Source organism: Pseudomonas sp. DR208, assembly GCF_019823005.1.
Lineage (GTDB): Bacteria > Pseudomonadota > Gammaproteobacteria > Pseudomonadales > Pseudomonadaceae > Aquipseudomonas > Aquipseudomonas extremorientalis.
Genome location: NZ_CP081944.1, coordinates 1,979,507 through 1,997,061, shown reverse-complemented (window position 1 = coordinate 1,997,061; position 17,555 = coordinate 1,979,507). Strand labels below are relative to the sequence as shown.

The 17,555-nt window shown below is 58.1% G+C and carries 19 protein-coding genes; 9 read left to right on the top strand and 10 right to left on the bottom strand.

Annotated features, from left to right (window positions below; genetic code table 11):
• Positions 1–24: 24 nt before the first annotated feature.
• Positions 25–780, top strand: coding sequence for a DNA cytosine methyltransferase (locus tag K5K89_RS08855; protein WP_222541226.1), 756 nt, complete (start codon positions 25–27; stop codon positions 778–780).
• Positions 781–792: 12 nt separating this feature from the next.
• Positions 793–1,062 (top strand): pyocin activator PrtN family protein, encoded by a 270-nt coding sequence (locus K5K89_RS08850; RefSeq protein ID WP_222541225.1) that lies wholly within the window; start codon positions 793–795, stop codon positions 1,060–1,062.
• Between the two features lie 32 nt (positions 1,063–1,094).
• Here K5K89_RS08850 and K5K89_RS08845 read toward each other — a convergent pair whose 3' ends face one another.
• On the bottom strand, positions 1,095–2,648 hold the full coding sequence (locus K5K89_RS08845; RefSeq protein ID WP_222541224.1) for a P-loop ATPase, Sll1717 family: 1,554 nt from the start codon (positions 2,646–2,648) through the stop codon (positions 1,095–1,097).
• Between the two features lie 51 nt (positions 2,649–2,699).
• The gene (locus tag K5K89_RS08840) at positions 2,700–3,815 is read right to left on the bottom strand and encodes a site-specific integrase (RefSeq protein ID WP_222541223.1); all 1,116 of its coding nucleotides are present in this window, start codon (positions 3,813–3,815) and stop codon (positions 2,700–2,702) included.
• 102 nt (positions 3,816–3,917) lie between these two features.
• Between K5K89_RS08840 and dusA the strand changes: the two genes are divergently transcribed.
• Positions 3,918–4,937: a tRNA dihydrouridine(20/20a) synthase DusA gene (gene dusA, locus K5K89_RS08835; protein ID WP_222541222.1), complete on the top strand. Its 1,020-nt coding sequence runs from the start codon at positions 3,918–3,920 to the stop codon at positions 4,935–4,937.
• A 251-nt stretch (positions 4,938–5,188) separates the two neighbouring features.
• The gene (tal, locus tag K5K89_RS08830; protein WP_222541221.1) at positions 5,189–6,115 is read left to right on the top strand and encodes a transaldolase; all 927 of its coding nucleotides are present in this window, start codon (positions 5,189–5,191) and stop codon (positions 6,113–6,115) included.
• Between the two features lie 137 nt (positions 6,116–6,252).
• Here tal and rssC read toward each other — a convergent pair whose 3' ends face one another.
• Together rssC and rssB are read right to left on the bottom strand one after the other, a co-directional pair.
• Positions 6,253–6,735, bottom strand: a complete 483-nt coding sequence (gene rssC / locus K5K89_RS08825) for an anti-sigma factor antagonist RssC (RefSeq protein WP_003218919.1) — start codon at positions 6,733–6,735, stop codon at positions 6,253–6,255.
• Complete coding sequence (rssB, locus tag K5K89_RS08820; RefSeq protein WP_071489029.1) at positions 6,735–7,916, bottom strand: two-component system response regulator RssB; 1,182 nt, start codon at positions 7,914–7,916, stop codon at positions 6,735–6,737. Before rssB ends, rssC begins: the two co-directional genes overlap by 1 nt.
• A 276-nt stretch (positions 7,917–8,192) precedes the next feature.
• On the opposite strand from rssB, the gene K5K89_RS08815 reads away from it, so the two are divergent.
• Entirely contained in the window at positions 8,193–8,489 is a 297-nt protein-coding gene (locus tag K5K89_RS08815) for a PilZ domain-containing protein (protein WP_092247417.1), read from the top strand.
• A 60-nt stretch (positions 8,490–8,549) separates the two neighbouring features.
• On the opposite strand, the gene K5K89_RS08810 is transcribed toward K5K89_RS08815, so the two are convergent.
• Complete coding sequence (locus K5K89_RS08810; protein ID WP_071489026.1) at positions 8,550–9,239, bottom strand: VacJ family lipoprotein; 690 nt, start codon at positions 9,237–9,239, stop codon at positions 8,550–8,552.
• A gap of 195 nt (positions 9,240–9,434) precedes the next feature.
• Here K5K89_RS08810 and K5K89_RS08805 point away from each other — a divergent pair, with 195 nt between their 5' ends.
• Together K5K89_RS08805 and K5K89_RS08800 are read left to right on the top strand one after the other, a co-directional pair.
• Complete coding sequence (locus K5K89_RS08805) at positions 9,435–10,043, top strand: phosphatase (protein ID WP_071489025.1); 609 nt, start codon at positions 9,435–9,437, stop codon at positions 10,041–10,043.
• Between the two features lie 110 nt (positions 10,044–10,153).
• Complete coding sequence (locus tag K5K89_RS08800; protein WP_071489024.1) at positions 10,154–10,420, top strand: DUF4404 family protein; 267 nt, start codon at positions 10,154–10,156, stop codon at positions 10,418–10,420.
• A 117-nt stretch (positions 10,421–10,537) separates the two neighbouring features.
• On the opposite strand, the gene queF is transcribed toward K5K89_RS08800, so the two are convergent.
• Positions 10,538–11,368: an NADPH-dependent 7-cyano-7-deazaguanine reductase QueF gene (gene queF / locus K5K89_RS08795; protein WP_222541220.1), complete on the bottom strand. Its 831-nt coding sequence runs from the start codon at positions 11,366–11,368 to the stop codon at positions 10,538–10,540.
• A gap of 69 nt (positions 11,369–11,437) precedes the next feature.
• On the bottom strand, positions 11,438–11,950 hold the full coding sequence (locus K5K89_RS08790) for a plastocyanin/azurin family copper-binding protein (RefSeq protein ID WP_071489022.1): 513 nt from the start codon (positions 11,948–11,950) through the stop codon (positions 11,438–11,440).
• Positions 11,951–12,104: 154 nt separating this feature from the next.
• Here K5K89_RS08790 and K5K89_RS08785 point away from each other — a divergent pair, with 154 nt between their 5' ends.
• Entirely contained in the window at positions 12,105–12,785 is a 681-nt protein-coding gene (locus tag K5K89_RS08785; protein WP_222541219.1) for a heavy metal response regulator transcription factor, read from the top strand.
• Positions 12,782–14,128: a heavy metal sensor histidine kinase gene (locus K5K89_RS08780; RefSeq protein ID WP_222541218.1), complete on the top strand. Its 1,347-nt coding sequence runs from the start codon at positions 12,782–12,784 to the stop codon at positions 14,126–14,128. The genes K5K89_RS08785 and K5K89_RS08780 overlap by 4 nt, the downstream gene beginning before the upstream one ends.
• 105 nt (positions 14,129–14,233) lie before the next feature.
• Here the strand turns inward: K5K89_RS08780 and K5K89_RS08775 are convergent, their stop codons facing one another.
• From K5K89_RS08775 to K5K89_RS08765, 3 genes are all read right to left on the bottom strand, one after another.
• Positions 14,234–15,478 (bottom strand): lipoprotein-releasing ABC transporter permease subunit, encoded by a 1,245-nt coding sequence (locus K5K89_RS08775; protein WP_093527520.1) that lies wholly within the window; start codon positions 15,476–15,478, stop codon positions 14,234–14,236.
• Between the two features lie 62 nt (positions 15,479–15,540).
• The gene (gene lolD / locus K5K89_RS08770; protein ID WP_017477213.1) at positions 15,541–16,224 is read right to left on the bottom strand and encodes a lipoprotein-releasing ABC transporter ATP-binding protein LolD; all 684 of its coding nucleotides are present in this window, start codon (positions 16,222–16,224) and stop codon (positions 15,541–15,543) included.
• Between the two features lie 7 nt (positions 16,225–16,231).
• Positions 16,232–17,482 (bottom strand): lipoprotein-releasing ABC transporter permease subunit, encoded by a 1,251-nt coding sequence (locus K5K89_RS08765; protein WP_071489019.1) that lies wholly within the window; start codon positions 17,480–17,482, stop codon positions 16,232–16,234.
• Positions 17,483–17,555: the final 73 nt, after the last annotated feature.

Genomic DNA, 17,555 nt, shown 5'->3' with positions numbered 1-17,555 from the left:
GCCTCGTCCATTTAGGAGGGAAAAGTGAATGAGCTGGCTCTTTTCGCAGGCGCTGGTGGCGGAATACTCGGCGGATACCTCCTCGGCTGGCGCACCGTATGCGCCGTTGAGCGTGATGCCTACGCCGCACAGATACTGGCGCAACGACAAGCCGATGGACTACTCCCGCCTTTCCCGATTTGGTCTGACGTATGCAGTTTTGACGGACGACCATGGAGAGGCATTGTTGACGTGGTTTCTGGAGGATTTCCTTGTCAGGACATCTCGGTTGCAGGCAACGGCCTTGGTATCGCCGGCGCCCGCTCTGGACTGTGGCAGCAGATGGCACGAATTACCGATGAGGTACGACCGCGCTACGTCGAACTGGAGAACTCACCATTGCTTGTGGGAAGAGGACTTGCCGTGGTGCTCGGTGACCTTGCCGAAATCGGGTATGACGCGCGATGGGGTGTTATCGGAGCGGCTGACCACGGCGCCCCTCATCAGCGGGACAGGTTCTGGCTCATCGCAGAAGACACCCGTCAGACGATGGCCAACACCGGTGGCGAGCATGGCCAAAGGATCCTCCCCTGCCGCACTGACTCGCCGTTCGGGGGCAGACCGCTCGAACGATCGCCTGGATCACGCCGTGATGGCACTGGATGGTGGTCATCTGAACCCGGAATGGGCCGAGTGGCTGATGGGGTGGCCCATCGGGTGGACCGACTTAAAGCCATTGGCAACGGACAGGTTCCAGTCGTGGCTGCAAGCGCATTCGAATCGCTTTCCCGCAATCATTAATCAGGAGGTTGTATGAACACCCTTTTCCTTTTGATGGCCCAGTACAACGGGCAAGCGGTCATCCCCCTGGATCGAGTCTGTACAGACTACATGAATTTAACTGTCGAAAAATTTAAGGCAAAACAGCTTACCGGCGAGATCGACATACCAATTGTTCGGCTAGGTCCAAACAGCCAGAAAGCCGGGCTCGGCATCCACCTCAGGGATCTCGCAGATTACATAGACTGCCAACGAAAAAAGGCATTATCTGAACAAAGTAAGCTCATGAGGGGCGCCAGATAATAAAAAGGGGCTGATCAGCCCCTCCTCTAATATTACTTATAATCGCGACTGATCGAGAGATGCGCACAGAGCGCATTGTGTATAAAAATATTCTGATCAAAAAGAATTTCATCATCTCCTCGAAATGAAAATCTCATATGTGAGCCACCGGGAGCTATATTACCTATAACGCCGATTCGAAATAGGTCCTTAACAATTTCCCTAACAGAGTATTTTACGATCAGCGCATGAGTTTCTTTATGCTCAGTTGCAACGGCATCAGCACGAGTTATGAGATCGCTCAAGCTACTAATCTGTTTGAACCCATAAAAAATATATTTAATTCCTTCGATTTCCGCCGTACTATATTTTGTTCTGAGCTCCTCCGTGAGCTCGACCCATGACGCAGTAGAATATGCCTTTCTTACAGCTTCCAGTCCTTGAAGAATAAAGCTTTTTTCATGTGGATATTGATCCTGTACGGTTATCAACAACCTGACAATATCTCTCGGACGGTACCACGAATTGTGAAGAATATAGATCTGCGGAGAGCGACCATTAATTTCTCGAGGAAAATAACTTTGCCATAAATCATTTGAACTCAAAGGATCGAGCCCGGCTTCAACTCTCGCATTATTAATTCTCTGTTCAACTATATTTAACAATGGTTGTTGAGCCGCACTCAACCCCGGACGATTCCAGTGAATAAGCGAGCCAAAATCAGCTATGGACTTATTAATCTCCTTACCAAGAGCATCAACCGAAACTACCACCTCAGAACGAATAGCCGCATATAAACACAGCGGATATCCGAGCCTCTTTGAATTAGCATTTAACTTTTCAATAGAGACAATCAAATCTCTCACTAAACGTGAATCTCGCTGATATTGCTTGGCTGTTCCGTAGTTCAACTCAAGCTCATCGAAAAAAATGTTTAGCCGTTGATCGCTAGGTTCGAGAGCGTTAAAAGCGGCGTCGGCTTGCCGAACAAGCGAGTTAAAATTTATCTTGGCCTTTCCACTTTCATCCCAATCAAACTCAAGTCCTAATTTAGGACTCTTACTAATTTCTATATTACCCTTACGAATATTCGGAACCAACCTCATCAAGCCGGCTCTCTCAGGTTGAGTTAACGCCTCAGAACTGACAACCGCTATAAATTTATCTAAATTTATATTATTCTGAAATACATCAACATTTTTTTCCTGAATTGCCGCTGCTATTTTTCTATATATAAACCAACGCCATACTGTTTCGAGATCGTCACCTTCAAAGGCATCGCTATTCTCAGTAACAACTTGAACTCGTGCTGCCTTAGAAAAATCCTTCCGGAGATCTTCGTCGATTTCAGATTTGAAGAGTACAAACGTTGAAATCGACCCAAGCTCCTCTTCTAGCTTAATAGAAATATACCGTAATAATGCAGTTTTTCCTGTACCCTTTAAACCCACCACATAATATTTTTCTTTTTTTGTAAACTTTGTGATATCAAGCGCCGGAGGTACAACAAACGAATCGACAAATCTTTTAAATTCTTCAGGACTATTACTGAGCATTTCATTTTTCGCATCAGTACTACCAAGATAGATATTTTTTAGCTTCAACATCAATGATGTCCTTTTTCCTTGATGGCTTTTTGCCAAAGCTACTGGCAACGCTCATGATTGTCCATTCATGTTTATTCCATTTGAAAACACCTGAAGCCACGACCATTGACGGTAACGGTCACCTCTCCCACAGAGGTGTGTGTAGCGCCGTAAAGAATTCCAATCCCTATGACCGGACACGCTCGACACCCTCGGAATGTCCCAGTCCATCTCAAACAGACGGCTCACACCTTCGTGCCTCAGATCATGGAAGTGCAGATCCTCAATCCCCAGCAACGGACACGCCCGCGTGAACGATGCGGAAACGGATCTGGAGTTGTACGGAAATATCTCCCGCTCAGTCCTGGGCATGCTCTGCAGGATTGCCCAAGCCTCATCGGGCAGATGGCACCACACGTCGTTGCCGATCTTCTGTCCGGGGTTCTTCATATCACGCACCAAGACCGCCTGCCGGGACTCGTCAAGGTCATCCCAGCGAATCCGCGTGATCTCCTCCTGACGGCGCGTCGAGAAGAGAGCAAACGCAATCATCTTCGGCATGTTGATCGACTCAGGTCGACGTACCTGCATCTCGAAAAAATGCACCATCAACCTATCCAACTCGTCGAGCGTCGGCCGACGGTTACGCTCCTTGCTCTTGCTCACCATACCCAGCTTTCGCAACACCTTGCGTGCGTCAGGCATGGCAAGCGGATCCACCTCGTAGCCCCATGCCGGCCTCGCCACGGATAGGACAGCCCCTAGGTGCGAGAGATCATTGCCAACCGTCTGCGCCTGTACGCCGCCGCCCTCCATCCCCATCCGCCACTTTGCAAACTCCACCAGCTTCTGACTGGTCAGAGCATAGTCCTCAAGGTCGCCGAGCCAGGTATCTTTGATCGCTTTCAAGGTGGCGTTCTTGGTCTTTCCCAGCGTCCGGATCTTCTCGTACTCGTCCAGGTACTGCTCGATCATCTTCCTGATCGTCACACCCTTACGGTTAGCGCGCTCAATCGCACCAGGCTCGGCCAGCTCCGTCTCCCGCCGTTTGATCCAGGCCTGGGCAACCTGCTTGCGGTCGAAGGTTTGGCTTTCCTGATAAACTGTGCGCCCGTCCCGATTGATCCGTATCTGCGCCGTGTAGGCCGTCGAGTTGTCCTTGCGCTTGCGTGATGTGATCGTGCCCATTTCCAGTTGCTACATTGCCGAATTCGCTTGCTACATTGTAGCAACCGACCGCAGAAAACAAGGAAAAATGGGTAAAAACTGCTGTATAAAAGATCAGTACCAATGAACTTCGATAAACCTGAAGCGCCTGTAAACATTAGCCATACCCGTTCCGAGCCGTCACGCCGCTTCAGTGTGGCGCCGATGATGGAATGGACCGACCGCCACTGCCGGTTCTTCCTGCGCCTACTCTCCAAGCACGCCCTGCTCTACACCGAGATGGTCACCACCGGCGCGATCCTGCACGGCGACCACGACCGTTTCCTGCGTCACAACGAAGCCGAGCACCCGCTGGCCCTTCAGTTGGGCGGTAGTGTTCCGGCTGATCTGGCGGCTTGCGCGCGTATGGCCGAGGCCGCTGGCTACGACGAGGTGAACCTGAACGTCGGTTGCCCCAGCGACCGGGTACAAAACAACATGATCGGCGCGATCCTGATGGCGCATCCTGCCCTGGTTGCCGATTGTGTGAAGGCGATGCGCGACGCGGTGTCGATTCCGGTGACGGTGAAGCACCGCATCGGCATCAATGGCCGGGACAGCTACGCCGAGCTGTGTGATTTCGTCGGGACGGTGAAGGACGCGGGCTGCACCAGTTTTACCGTGCATGCGCGGATTGCGATTCTGGAAGGGCTGTCGCCGAAGGAAAACCGTGACATTCCGCCGTTGCGTTATGACGTGGCGGCGCAGTTGAAGCGGGATTTCCCTGAGCTGGAGTTTATTCTCAACGGCGGGATCAAGACGCTGGAGCAGTGCCATGAGCATTTGCAGACGTTTGATGGGGTGATGTTGGGGCGGGAGGCTTATCACAATCCGTATTTGCTGGCGGAGGTGGATCAGCAGTTGTTTGGCAGTGAGGCGCCGGTGATCAGTCGGGCTGAGGCGCTGGTGCAGTTGCGGCCGTATATTGCGCAGCATTTGGCGAGCGGTGGTTCGATGCACCATATCACTCGGCATATTCTGGGGTTGGGTACCGGTTTTCCGGGGGCGCGCAAGTTCAGGCAGTTGTTGTCGGTGGATATTCACAAGGCGAGTGATCCGCTGGCGTTGCTGGATCAGGCTGGGGCTTTGCTGGAAGGGCGGTAAGTCCGTTCAAGTCTGGGGGACTGGTCTGCCGCTGTCGGGGGCAAGCCCCCTTCCACCTTTGAATTGTGGTGATCATGCGGGAATTGGGTTGAACCTGTCGGCAGTTTTGGCCTCCTATTTAGCACCAAGACAAGGCATTCAAACGGCCGTTTTCAGGTTGTTGCCCTCGCAAACGATCGAACGCATTTGCGCCCTTGAGCCCCTGCCGGTGCTCGGGTAATGTCATCAGACCCACAGGACAGAGCACGCCCATGACTTCCAAGCTGGAACAACTCAAGCAATTCACCACTGTCGTAGCCGATACCGGCGATTTCTCCACCCTCGCCAAGCTCAAGCCGCAAGACGCCACCACCAACCCTTCCCTGCTGCTCAAGGCCGCTTCGATCCCGGGCTACGCCAAGTTGCTGGATGAGTGCGTGCAGGACTGCAACGGCGATGTGGGCCTGGCCAGCGACCGGTTTGCGGTGGCGGTGGGTCAAGAGATTCTCAAAGTGGTGCCGGGCCGTATTTCCACTGAAGTGGACGCCCGCCTGTCGTTCGACGAAGACGCGATTCTCAAGCGTGCGCATCGCCTGATCGACCTGTATGACAAAGCCGGCGTTGGCCGTGACCGCGTGCTGATCAAGATCGCCTCCACCTGGGAAGGCATCCGCGCGGCGGAGAAGCTGGAAAAAGAAGGCATCCAGACCAACCTGACGCTGCTGTTCTCCTTCGCCCAGGCCGTGGCCTGTGCCGAAGCCGGTGTGTTCCTGATCTCGCCGTTCGTGGGCCGTATCTATGATTGGTACAAGAAGGCCAACGGCAACGATTACACCGGTGCCGAAGACCCAGGCGTGCAGTCGGTGACGCGCATTTACAACTACTACAAGGCCAATGGCTACAAAACCGTGGTGATGGGCGCGAGCTTCCGTAATCTGAGCCAGATCGAGGAGTTGGCCGGTTGTGATCGCCTGACCATCAGCCCGGACCTGCTGGAGAAACTGGCGGCGGATAAGGGCAAGCTGGAGCGTAAGCTGTCGCCGGGGCATGCCGGTGAAGCGCGCGTGCATCTGACTGAAGCGCAGTTCCGTTGGGAGTCCAACGAGGATGCGATGGCGACTGAGAAGCTGGCGGAAGGGATTCGTCAGTTTGCTCGGGACCAGGAGAAGCTGGAGGCGTTGCTGACTGCCAAGTTGTAAGGCAGGCAGTGGCAAAAAGGGCGGTTCCCTCGCGGGTACCGCCCTTTTTTGTGCTCAGCCGATCTGAAGCCTGTCTTACTTCAATGTGGGAGGGGGCTTGCCGCCTCCCACATTTGGAATGCATTCAACCCAGGAGGTCAGTGGCGCTCAAGGGCGTTGACGAGGTCGTGGAAGGCTTCGCGGTTGGAATCATTCAAGCCCATCAGGATCTTGTGCGCTTCCAGCACCTTGACCCGCACCACTTCCTCGGACTGGTCCTGGGACGGCAGGTCGGTGAGGCATTCCGGGCATGGGATCGGGCGGTCAACGATGTTGAACACCTGGTCGAAGCCCATGGACTGCAACAGGCGGGTGATGTCTTCGTGGGTGGTGACGACGGTCGGCAACAGGCCGACCTTCTGCCGAGACAGAATGGACAACTTGGCCAACAGGCCCAAGGTGGTGCTATCGATGCTGCGGGTTTCGGTCAGATCGATCACGATCGCCGAGAAGTTCAGCGCGGTGAAGATCCGCTCAATCGTCGCATCCAGCGCCGAACACAAGGTCAGGCGCACTTCACCGACAAACTTCAGGACGAAGGTCCCGTCTTGCTCGGCGAATTGGATTCTTCCGGTACTCATCAAAGATTCCTGCTCAACACCAATAGGGCGATATCATCCGGCATCTCCCCCAGCGTGGCCAATCCAAAAACCTGCCGCAGGCCATCCAGGCTGCCGCCCGCCGACTTGACCTTTTGGGGCAAGGCGGCTTCTTTCTCTTTGAGTGTAGGCTCTGGAAGCAGGTCCAGGATGCCATCAGACATCAGCGTCAGGCTGAACGTCGGCGGCAGTTCCAGGATGTGGTCTTCGTAGGTCGCTTCATTGAACAAGCCTACGGGCAGGCCACGCCCTTCCAGGTAACGCACACTGTCAGGAGTGTATAAAACAGGCATCGGCAGGTGACCGCCGATGCTGTAGGTCAAAAGACCGGTTTCTTCATCGATCACGCCGCCGACCATCGTCACGTGCTTGCCCAGCTTGCAACTGATCAGGCCTCGGTTGATGTGACCCAGCACCTCGGAGGGGGTGAACTCCGGCAAGGTGCCGTTGCGCTTGGATTCGAACAGCAACCGTGTGGTCATGAACTTCAACAACACGGTGACAAAAGCCGAGGAAGCACCGTGGCCAGACACATCGGCCAGGTAGAACGCGACACGCCGCTCGTCGACGCGAAAGTAGTCGACAAAATCACCCGACAGGTACAGCGACGGGATGATCTGGTGGGCGAACTGGAATTCGTCGATGGTCCACGGGCTGACCGGCAGCATGTTCATCTGCACCTGGCGCCCGGCATTCTGGTCTTCCTGGAGCAGGTTGAGGCTGGCTTCGAGTTCGCGGTTGGCGGTTTCGAGCTTTTCGCGGTAGCGCTGGTTTTCCACCAGCAGGCGCGCCCGGTCCAGCGCACGGCGCACTGAGTGCTCCAGCACTGCCAGGTCTTCCAGGGGCTTGATCAGGTAATCGGCAGCGCCCAGGCGCAACGCTTCGACGGCATCGTTCATCACGCCGGCACCGGACACGACAATCATGGGCGTCTGCGGGGCGAGCTCGGTCACCTGGCGAATCAGCTCGAGGCCGCCCATCTGGGGCATGCGCAAGTCGCAGATCACGAGGTCGGGCTGGTCGCGCTCGAACACCTGGAGACCCTGTTGGCCATTGCTGGCCTGCAGGACGCTGAAGCCACTGTCTTCCAAATAGGCCGCAAGGCTCGCGCGCACTACTTCGTCGTCATCGATTATCAGCAGCGTGGCACTGGTTTTTTGCATGTGGGCAAACGGCGCCAGAATTAGGTTGGCGTAGGTGGCGCGACAATGGCCGGGCTCACGTACTGGATTCGCTTTCTAGCCTCTCTGTCCTACAAAGCATTGGGATTTTTCCCATGCACAATGGTAAAGCAGAGGTGCCCTTCTAAGGCGCAGACGGTACTCCCATCCGTCAGGGGTTTCAAGCTCATGCCGATGGTCGCCGAGCGTCTTTACACCGCAAATCACCGGGAGTTATAAGAACAGGCACGACCACAACACAAAGAAAGGATGGAACCCATGAGCGAACACGAGCGCGACTACGCCGAAAAACGCGATTTCATCCGCATGCGTGTGGATGCCGATGTGTCTCTGATCCACGCAGGGCAAGAGATTGCCGGGGTTTGCGTGGACCTTTCCAGCTCCGGCATGCAGGTGCAGGCGCCGCGCCAGTTCAACACGGGCGACCTGTTGACCGTGCGCATCGACTCGGAGCACGCCGCGCTGAAGGGCCTGGAGGCGGACACCGAGGTGGTGTGGACCAAAACCACCGGCGAAGACCAGCACCTGGGCCTCAGGATCCTGAAAATGCGCTGAAAACCGCGCACAAAAAAGGCGACCGCCGGGGTCGCCTTTTTCATGTCAAAACATAACGGCTTAGAAGTCGTCGACGACCTTGCCGTCCTTGACCTTGAACTCGCGGTTCTGCAGGTACGCGTTACGGATAAAGGTGTACTTGTCACCGGTGATCAGCTTCTCGCTGTCAAGCAGGCTGGCACGGGTATCGACGATGTTCAGGCCGAAGGTGCTGTTGCGCCAGCCGATATCGTTCATGTAGCGATACGGCTGGGTGTAGCTGTCCACGTACTTGGACGGCGCGTCACGCAAGGTGCTTGGGCCCAGCAGCGGCAGCATTACGTAAGGGCCGCTGCCGACACCCCAGTAGCCGAGGGTCTGGCCGAAGTCTTCATCACTGCGTTGCAGCCCCATTTTGGTGCCTACATCGATGAAGCCCAACACGCCGAAGGTAGTGTTTACCAGTAAACGGGCCGTATCTACACCGGCCTTTTGGGGCTTGAGCTGCAGCACGTTATTGGCCAGGTTGCCGACATCGCCGATGTTGCGGAAGAAGTTGTGAACGCCATCCTGGACGAATTGCGGGGTCACGAACTGGTAACCCTGGGCCAATGGCTTCAGTGCGTAGGTATCAACGGTGTCGTTGAAGGTGAAGATCGGGCGGTTGACGCTTTCCCATGGATCGTCTTCCGAAGCTGCCTGTGCGGCGAACGGCGCCAGAAAGATAGTGGCACACACCGACAGCTGAGCGAAATAGTGGCTCCAGCGCATAGCTTTTGCTCCTTGAATGGTCTGTCATGGGCGCTATGCCCTGAATAAGGCGGTCAGTATATGCCGGAAGTCGCCAATTAGGCAGCTGCTAGGAAACGTCTGATTCAAAATGCACAAAATTCCTACAATCAACCCGACTGTCATCGGCCTGTCATGGTGCCTGGATAGCGTTAGCGCTATTTCAGGGATGTCGACATGCCCCACGCCGAGATAGCCATCGCCAGCGCCCCCGCCCTGACCGCCGTTCTGTTTGGCCTGAGTGGCTGTCTGGTGGACTTCGGTTCCCGGGCCCGTACCGACTCCCAGGCCCCCGACTCCCAAGCCACACCGGGTGCGCTGAAAATCTTGCGCAGCCTCAAGGAACAAGGCGTGCCCTGCGCCTGGCTGGATGAACTCCCCCCCGCCGTCACCACGCCGTTGGCCGCCACGCTACCCAACTGGGTCAAGGCGGCATCGCCCTCCTCCATTCGCTGGCCGGCCCCCCATGCCTGCTGGCAAGCCTTGATGGAGCTGAACATCGAACGCCTGGAAGGCTGCGTACTGGTCAGCGGCGAGCCGCGCCTGCTGCAATCGGGCCTTAACGCCGGGTTGTGGACCATCGGCCTGGCCTCCTGCGGCTCGCTGTGCGGCATGGCACCCGAGCAATGGCAGGCCCTGAGCGAGCCGGAACGCGAGCTCAAGCGCGGCAAGGCCACCCTCGCGCTGTACGGGCTGGGCGTACACTCGGTAATCGATCACCTGGGCGAGCTCGGCACCTGCCTGGCGGACATCAGCCTGCGCCAGCTCAAAGGCGAGAAGCCCTGACACGGATCATGCACAGTCGACGCCAGTGGATTAATCTACAGGCTAGCCCGTAGACCTTTCTCGGCGTGCCGCGGTCTATGCCAGTGCCTATCGATAAAAGGAAACACATCATGCCTGATCGCAAAAAACTGGAAGACCAGGTCGAAATCCTGCGCGGGCAGTTGGAACAGCAACCGCCGCTGTCGGAAGAAAAACGTGAAGCACTGGAGGCCTTGATTGCCAAGTTCGAATTGCAACTTGAGCTGGAACCGGCCACCCAGACACCCAGTATTTCCGACGATGTGAATAAAGCGGCCATAGAGTTCGATGCTGAACACCCGGCCATTTCCGGGGCACTGCGCAATATCATGAACACGCTGGGCAGCATGGGAATCTAATCTTCCCGACATGTGGGAGGGGGCTTGCCCCCGATAGCAGAGGTTCAGACACAGGTTCTGTGACTGACACTCCGCCATCGGGGGCAAGCCCCCTCCCACATTTATCTTGCAATAAGCCTACTGTCGAGCCAGCCGCACGTTCTGGAACGCCACATCCTCAGTACTGCGATACGGGTTGATATCCAACCCACCCCGCCGCACATAGCGCGCATACACCGTCAATCTTTCCGGCTTCAGCAAGCGCTGCAGGTCCAGGAAGATGCGCTCTACGCACTGTTCATGGAAGTCCGAGTGCTGGCGAAAGCTCACGATGTACTCCAGCAGGCTGGCGTGATCCAGCGCGTGGCCACGGTATTGCACCACCACGCTGCCCCAGTCGGGCTGGCTGGTTACCGGGCAGTTGGATTTGAGCAGGTGGCTATACACGCTCTCCTCGACAACGCGCGAGTTATCGCAACGCAGCAGCTCCGGGCGCGGGTGCTCGTAGTTGCTGACGCTGATATCCAAATCATCGATGCAAACGCCCGGCAGCGCCATCACGCCTTCGGCCTCGATCTCGGCCAGGCTGCGGATGCGCACGCTCACCGGTTTACCGGCTGCGGTGCTGAGGTCTGTGCGCAGGGTGGCTTCCAGGCTGGCCGTATCGGCAAACGCGGTCTGGTTCAGCGAGTTGAGGTACAGCTTGAACGACTTGGACTCGATGATGTTCGGCGAGTCGGCCGGGATGCTGAATTCGCCGATGGCCACCACCGGCTTGCCCGACGGCAGCAACCAGGACAGTTCGAAGCAGTTCCAGAAATCCACGCCCTTGTACGGCAGGGTCTCGGCGCTCAGGCCCAGTTCGGCCCATTTGGCGGCGCGTGGAATCGGGAACAGCAACGACGGGGTGTAGGTGGAGATGTATTCACTGGACTTGCCCAGCGGCGAATGTTCGGCTGCGGGATGCATGGCGGAAACCTGGCTAAATAAACCGCGCCAGTCTACCAGCCTTTGCCCCCGCGCCTAAGCGCCAGCGGATCAATCGACATTGAGTTTGCCGACCATGCCCGCCTGGTAATGCCCCGGCAGGTTGCAGGCAAACTCAAGGCCCGTGGCCTTGGTGAACGTCCAGGTCAGCTCGGCGGTTTTGCCAGGCTCGACCAATACGCTATTGGGATCGTCGTGTTTCATCGCACCATGGCCCATGGCGCCGTGGTCCATGTTGCCCATGCCGGTGGACGTGAGCATACCGCTGGCCTGCATCTGTAACATTTCCTTCTGGTGCTCGGCATGCATCGCCGCGTCACCCAGGTTGAATTCGTGGAGCAACTGCCCTTTGTTGACCAATACAAAGCGCACCGTTTCACCGGCTTTTACATCCAGGGACTTGGGCGAAAAGGAAATATCCTGCAGGGTCACTTCCACGGTACGCGTGGCCTTACTCGCCGGTGCAGCTTCACCGAACGCATAGGTATGGGCGCCATCGGCCATCGCCTCAACACTCAACGCCAACAGGCAACCCGCCAACAACAAGGGTGTACGCAACGCCATCTGTTTTCTCCAAAATGTGTGACCAGGCAGGGGAACACTCTAAGAATGCGCCGCTGCCAGCCAGCTGACTGCTAGATTACAACTTTGTCAGGTTGCCCTCCTGCCCTGGCACCCAAGGTATAAAGCCGTCGTCCATCGTTGCCAAGAGTCGCCCATGAAACTGCTGATCGTCGAAGACCAACCCAAAACCGGCCACTACCTGCGCCAGGGCCTGGCCGAGGCGGGCTTTACCACTGAACTGGTGGCCGACGGCAGCAGCGGCCAGCACCTGGCATTGACCGGTGACTACGACCTGTTGATCCTCGATGTGATGCTGCCGGGCCGGGACGGCTGGCAGATCCTCCAAGCCGTGCGCAGCGCCGGCCTGGATATCCCGGTGCTGTTCCTCACCGCCCGCGATGCCGTGGAAGACCGCGTGCACGGCCTGGAACTGGGCGCCGACGACTATCTGGTCAAGCCTTTCGCCTTTTCCGAGCTGCTGGCCCGCGTGCGCAGCCTGTTGCGCCGGGGCGGCAGCACACCACAGGAAACTGCGCTGCAACTGGCCGACCTGCGCCTGGACCTGATCCGCCGCCGCGTCGAGCGGGACGGCCAGCGCATCGACTTGACCGCCAAGGAATTCTCACTGCTGGAACTGCTGCTGCGGCGCCAGGGCGAAGTGCTGCCCAAATCGCTGATCGCCTCCCAAGTGTGGGACATGAACTTCGACAGCGACACCAACATCATCGAAGTCGCCATCCGCCGCCTGCGCCTGAAAGTCGACGATAACTTCCCCAACAAACTGATCCACACCGTACGCGGCATGGGTTATGTGCTGGAGGAGCGGGTCAATTGATCAAGCGCCTGTCCCTGGCCAGCCGCCTGGCGTTGCTGTTTGCCGCCTGCACAGCGGTGGTGTCGTTGATTGCCGGCGTGCTGTTCAACCGTGCCAGCGAAGCGCACTTCATTGAGCTGGACCAGCAACAGCTCGACAGCAAGCTGATCGCGCTGCGCAGTACGTTGCAGGGGGTCGACTCACGGGAAGCGCTGGCCCAGCGTGAAGCGCAATTGCGCGCCGAACTCAGTCGCCAGCCCGACCTGACCCTGCGTATCACCGCGGCCGGCCAACGCTGGCTGGACGATGCACCCAGCATCGACTTGCCCGCAGCGCCCGGCCTGCACAGCCTGCAAAACGCCGACACCGACTACCGTGTCTACAACGCGCCGCTGAGGGCCGACCAACCGGATTCGCCGCAACTGACGCTGATGCTCGATATCACCCACCATCAACATTTCCTGCAACGCATGCAGCATCTGATCTGGCTCACCGTCGGCCTGTCAGCCCTGGCCACTGCCCTGCTCGGCGCATGGGCCGCTCGCAGCGGGTTGCGACCGTTGCGGCGCATGGGCGAAGTGGCCGCCAGTGTGTCCGCCCATTCCCTGACCCAGCGCCTGCCCCAGCAACATATGCCGGTGGAACTGGCCGAACTGGCCCAGGCCTTCAACGCCATGCTCGGCCGCCTGGACGATGCATTCCAGCGCCTCTCGGCGTTCTCCGCCGACATCGCCCACGAACTGCGCACGCCGCTGTCGAACCTGCTGACCCAGACCCAGGTCATCCTCACCCAGCCGCGGCCGCTGGAGGATTACCGCGAGGCGCTGCACAGCAACCTGGAAGAACTGCAATGGATGGCGCAACTGGTCAACGACATGTTGTACCTGGCCAAGGCGGATCATGGCTTGCTGATGCCCAAGCGCGAGCCGTTGGCGCTGGCTGATGAAGTGGACGCGTTACTGGAGTTTTTCACGCTGCTGGCGGAGGACAGGCAAATCAGCCTGGTTCGCGAGGGCACGGCCCATACGACGGGCGACCGTGGGATGTTGCGGCGGGCACTGTCGAATCTGCTGGATAATGCGCTGCGGTTCACCCCGCAAAGTGGCCAAGTGCGTGTGCGTATGGAAGATGGGGTGAGGCTTTCAGTCGAAAACACCGGGGACGGTATTCCAACCGAGTTGCTGCCAAGATTGTTTGACCGATTCTATCGGGCCGACCCGGCGCGGCATGAAGGCAGCAGCGAGCATGCGGGGCTGGGGTTGGCGATTACCCAATCGATTGTGCGGGCGCATGGGGGGAGGATTTATTGTGAATCCGGGGCGGGATGGACACGGTTTGTGATCGAGTTGCCTGCTGGAGATTGATGCAAGCTGTACCGGCCCTATCGGGGGCAAGCCCCCTCCCATATTTGAATGTATTCACAGATCAAAGTGTGGGAGGGGGCTTGCCCCCGATGGCGGTCTTGAATATTACGAATATCTCAGCGCATGCGCCGGCTCAATCTTCGCCGCCCGATACGCCGGGTACAGCGTCGCCAAAAAGCTCAGCACAAACCCCGCCGTGCAAATCAGCACCACATCCCCACCCTGCAGCTCCGAAGGCAGGTTGCTGACGAAATACACGTCCGAACTGAAGATATGCTGCCCGGTGACCCGCTCCATCCAACCCACCAGTTCACTCACATTCAACGCCGCAATCACGCCCAATACGCCACCGATCAAGGTGCCGACGATGCCGATCACCGTGCCCTGCACCATGAAGATCGCCATGATCTGCCGTGGCGTGGCGCCAATGGTGCGCAGGATCGCAATGTCCGCGCCCTTGTCGTTCACCACCATGATCAAGGTGGCGATGATGTTGAATGCCGCCACGGCGACGATCATCAGCAACAGCAGACCGATCATGGTCTTTTCCATCTTCATCGCGCTGAACAGACTGCCCTGGGTGTGAGTCCAGTCATCGGGCTTGTAGCCGTTGCCCAGGCTGGCGGCGATATCCGCCGAGACCTTGGGTGCCGCGTACAGGTCTTTCACCGCCAGGCGCACGCTTTGCACCTGGTTTGGCTGCCAGTGCTGGATCTCGGCAGCGTCGGCCATGTGGATCATGGCCATGGAGCCATCCAGTTCGGCACCGACCTTGAAGATCCCCACCACGTTCAAGCGCTGCATGCGTGGGGTGATGCCACCCGGCGCAGTGCTGATTTCCGGCACGATCAGGGTCAGCTTGTCGCCCACATTCAGGCGGAAACGCCGGGCAGTGATTTCGCCGACCACGACGCCGAATTCGCCGGGTTTGAGGTCATCCAGTTTGCCCTGCACGATATGCTGGGCCACGATCGACACCTTGCCTTCCTGCGCCGGGTCGATGCCGCTGATCTCGATCGGCTGCATCGCGCCTTTGTAGGAGAACATGCCGTCCATCTGTGTGAATGGTACCGCTGCGGTGACTTCCGGGTTCTTCATCGCGGCGGCGGCCACGGGCTGCCAATTATCGATCGGGTTCACACCGACGATGGTGGCATGGGGCACCATGCCGAGGATGCGTGAGCTCATTTCGCGTTGGAAGCCGTTCATCACCGACAACACCACGATCATCGCCAGCACGCCCAGGGCGAGGCCGATCATCGAGGTCATCGAGATAAACGAGACAAAACGGTTGCGGCGCTTGGCGCGGGTATAGCGCGTGCCGATGAAAATCGATAACGGTCTGAACATTCGCTTGCACCGCCTGAAAAAATGAAAAAGCCCGGCGCATGAAGCACCGGGCTTGAAACGGGTCAGATGGCGACCAGGTGACCTTCCTGCAGGTGCAGCACGCGGTCCATCTGGCGGGCCATGCTCATGTCATGGGTCACCACCAGGAACGCAGTGCGCATCTGGGTGCTCAGTTCCAGCATCAAGTCCTTGATGCCCTGGGCCGTGTGGGAGTCAAGGTTGCCGGTAGGCTCGTCGAGCATCACCAGGCCCGGGTTGTTCACCAGGGCACGGGCGATTGCCACACGCTGGCGCTCGCCGCCGGACAGTTCGGCCGGCTTGTGCTCCAGGCGATGACCGAGGCCGACGCGCTCCAGCAGGGCCTTGGCGCGCTGGCGGGCTTCCGGGATCGCGGTCTTGCCGATCAGCAGCGGCATGCACACGTTTTCCAGGGCGGTGAATTCCGGCAACAGGTGGTGGAACTGGTACACAAAACCGAGCGAACGGTTGCGCAGTTGGCCACGGGCCTTTTCGCCGAGGGCCGAGAGTTCTTCACCGGCCAGCCATACGCTGCCCTGGGACGGCGTATCCAGGCCGCCCAGCAGGTTCAGCAAGGTACTTTTGCCGGAACCGGAACTGCCGACGATCGCCACGCGCTCGCCCGGGTGCAGCTCAAGTTGCAGGTTGGACAGCACCACCACCGACTCCGGACCTTCCTCATAGGATTTGCCCAGGTTGCGGCAGCTCAGGATTGCTTTTTCACTCATGCCCGATTCACTCATAACGTAAGGCCTGTGCTGGCTGGGTACGCGCCGCGCGCCAGGCTGGATACAGGGTGGCAAGGAAACTCAGGACCAACGCCGCGCCGCCTACCATCAACACGTCCTGGGCCTGCACCTGGGACGGCAAGTAGTCGATGAAGTAGACGTCGGCATTGAGAAACTTGTGGCCGATCAGGGTTTCGAGGCCGGCGATGGCGGCACTCACGTTCAGCGCGGCCAGAATGCCGACCGCCGTGCCGATCAAGGTGCCGACCACGCCGATCACGGTGCCCTGCACCATGAAGATCGCCATGATCTGCCCCGGCGTGGCACCGAGTGTGCGCAGGATGGCGATATCGCCCTTCTTGTCGTTCACCACCATCACCAGCGTGGAGATGATATTGAAGGCGGCCACGGCGACGATCAGCAGCAACAGCAGGCCGATCATGGCTTTTTCCATGCGGATGGCCTGATAGAGGTTGCCGTGGGTACGCGTCCAGTCGCGGGCGTAGTACTGGCTGTCGCCCAAATGCTGGGCGATTTCCCACGAGGTGCGCGGTGCGTCGAACAGGTCGTTGAACTTCAGGCGCAGGCCCTGCACCTGGTCCGGCTGCCAGCGGTGCAGGCGGGCCAGGTCGGTAAGGTTGGTCAGGCCGAGGTAACCGTCGATCTCGCCGGCGCCGACGTGGAAGGTGCCGACCACGGTAAAGCGCTTCATGCGCGGGAACATGCCGGCCGGGGTCACGGTGACTTCCGGCGCGACGAAGGTCAGTTTGTCGCCCAGGCCCACGCCCAGCTTGGCCGCCGCCTTGTCGCCGATCACGATGCCGAACTCGCCGGGCGCCAGGTCATCGAGCTTGCCCGACAACATGAACTTGTCGATGATCGACACATTACGTTCCTGGGCCGGGTCGATGCCATTGAGCAGGATCTTCTGCACCTTGCCGTCGTTGGTCAGCAACCCTTGCATCTGGGTAAACGGCGCAACGGCCAGTACCTTGGGGTTCTGCTTGACCTTGGCGGCCAGGCTTTGCCAGTCGCTGATGGGCGCATCGCCCTCGATGGTCGCGTGGGGCACCATGCCCAGCACGCGGGTGCGCATCTCATGATCGAAGCCATTCATCACCGACAGCACCACGATCATCACGACCACGCCCAAGGCGAGCCCGATCATCGAGGTCAAGGAAATGAACGACACAAAATGATTGCGACGCTTTGCACGGGTATAACGCGTGCCGATAAATACGAAGAGAGGTCTGAACATGTCGGGGCTTGTTCGGAGGAAAAGAAGACGTCCCGGTGGCGGGGTCTGGTAAGCAGCTTTACACTCAGACCAT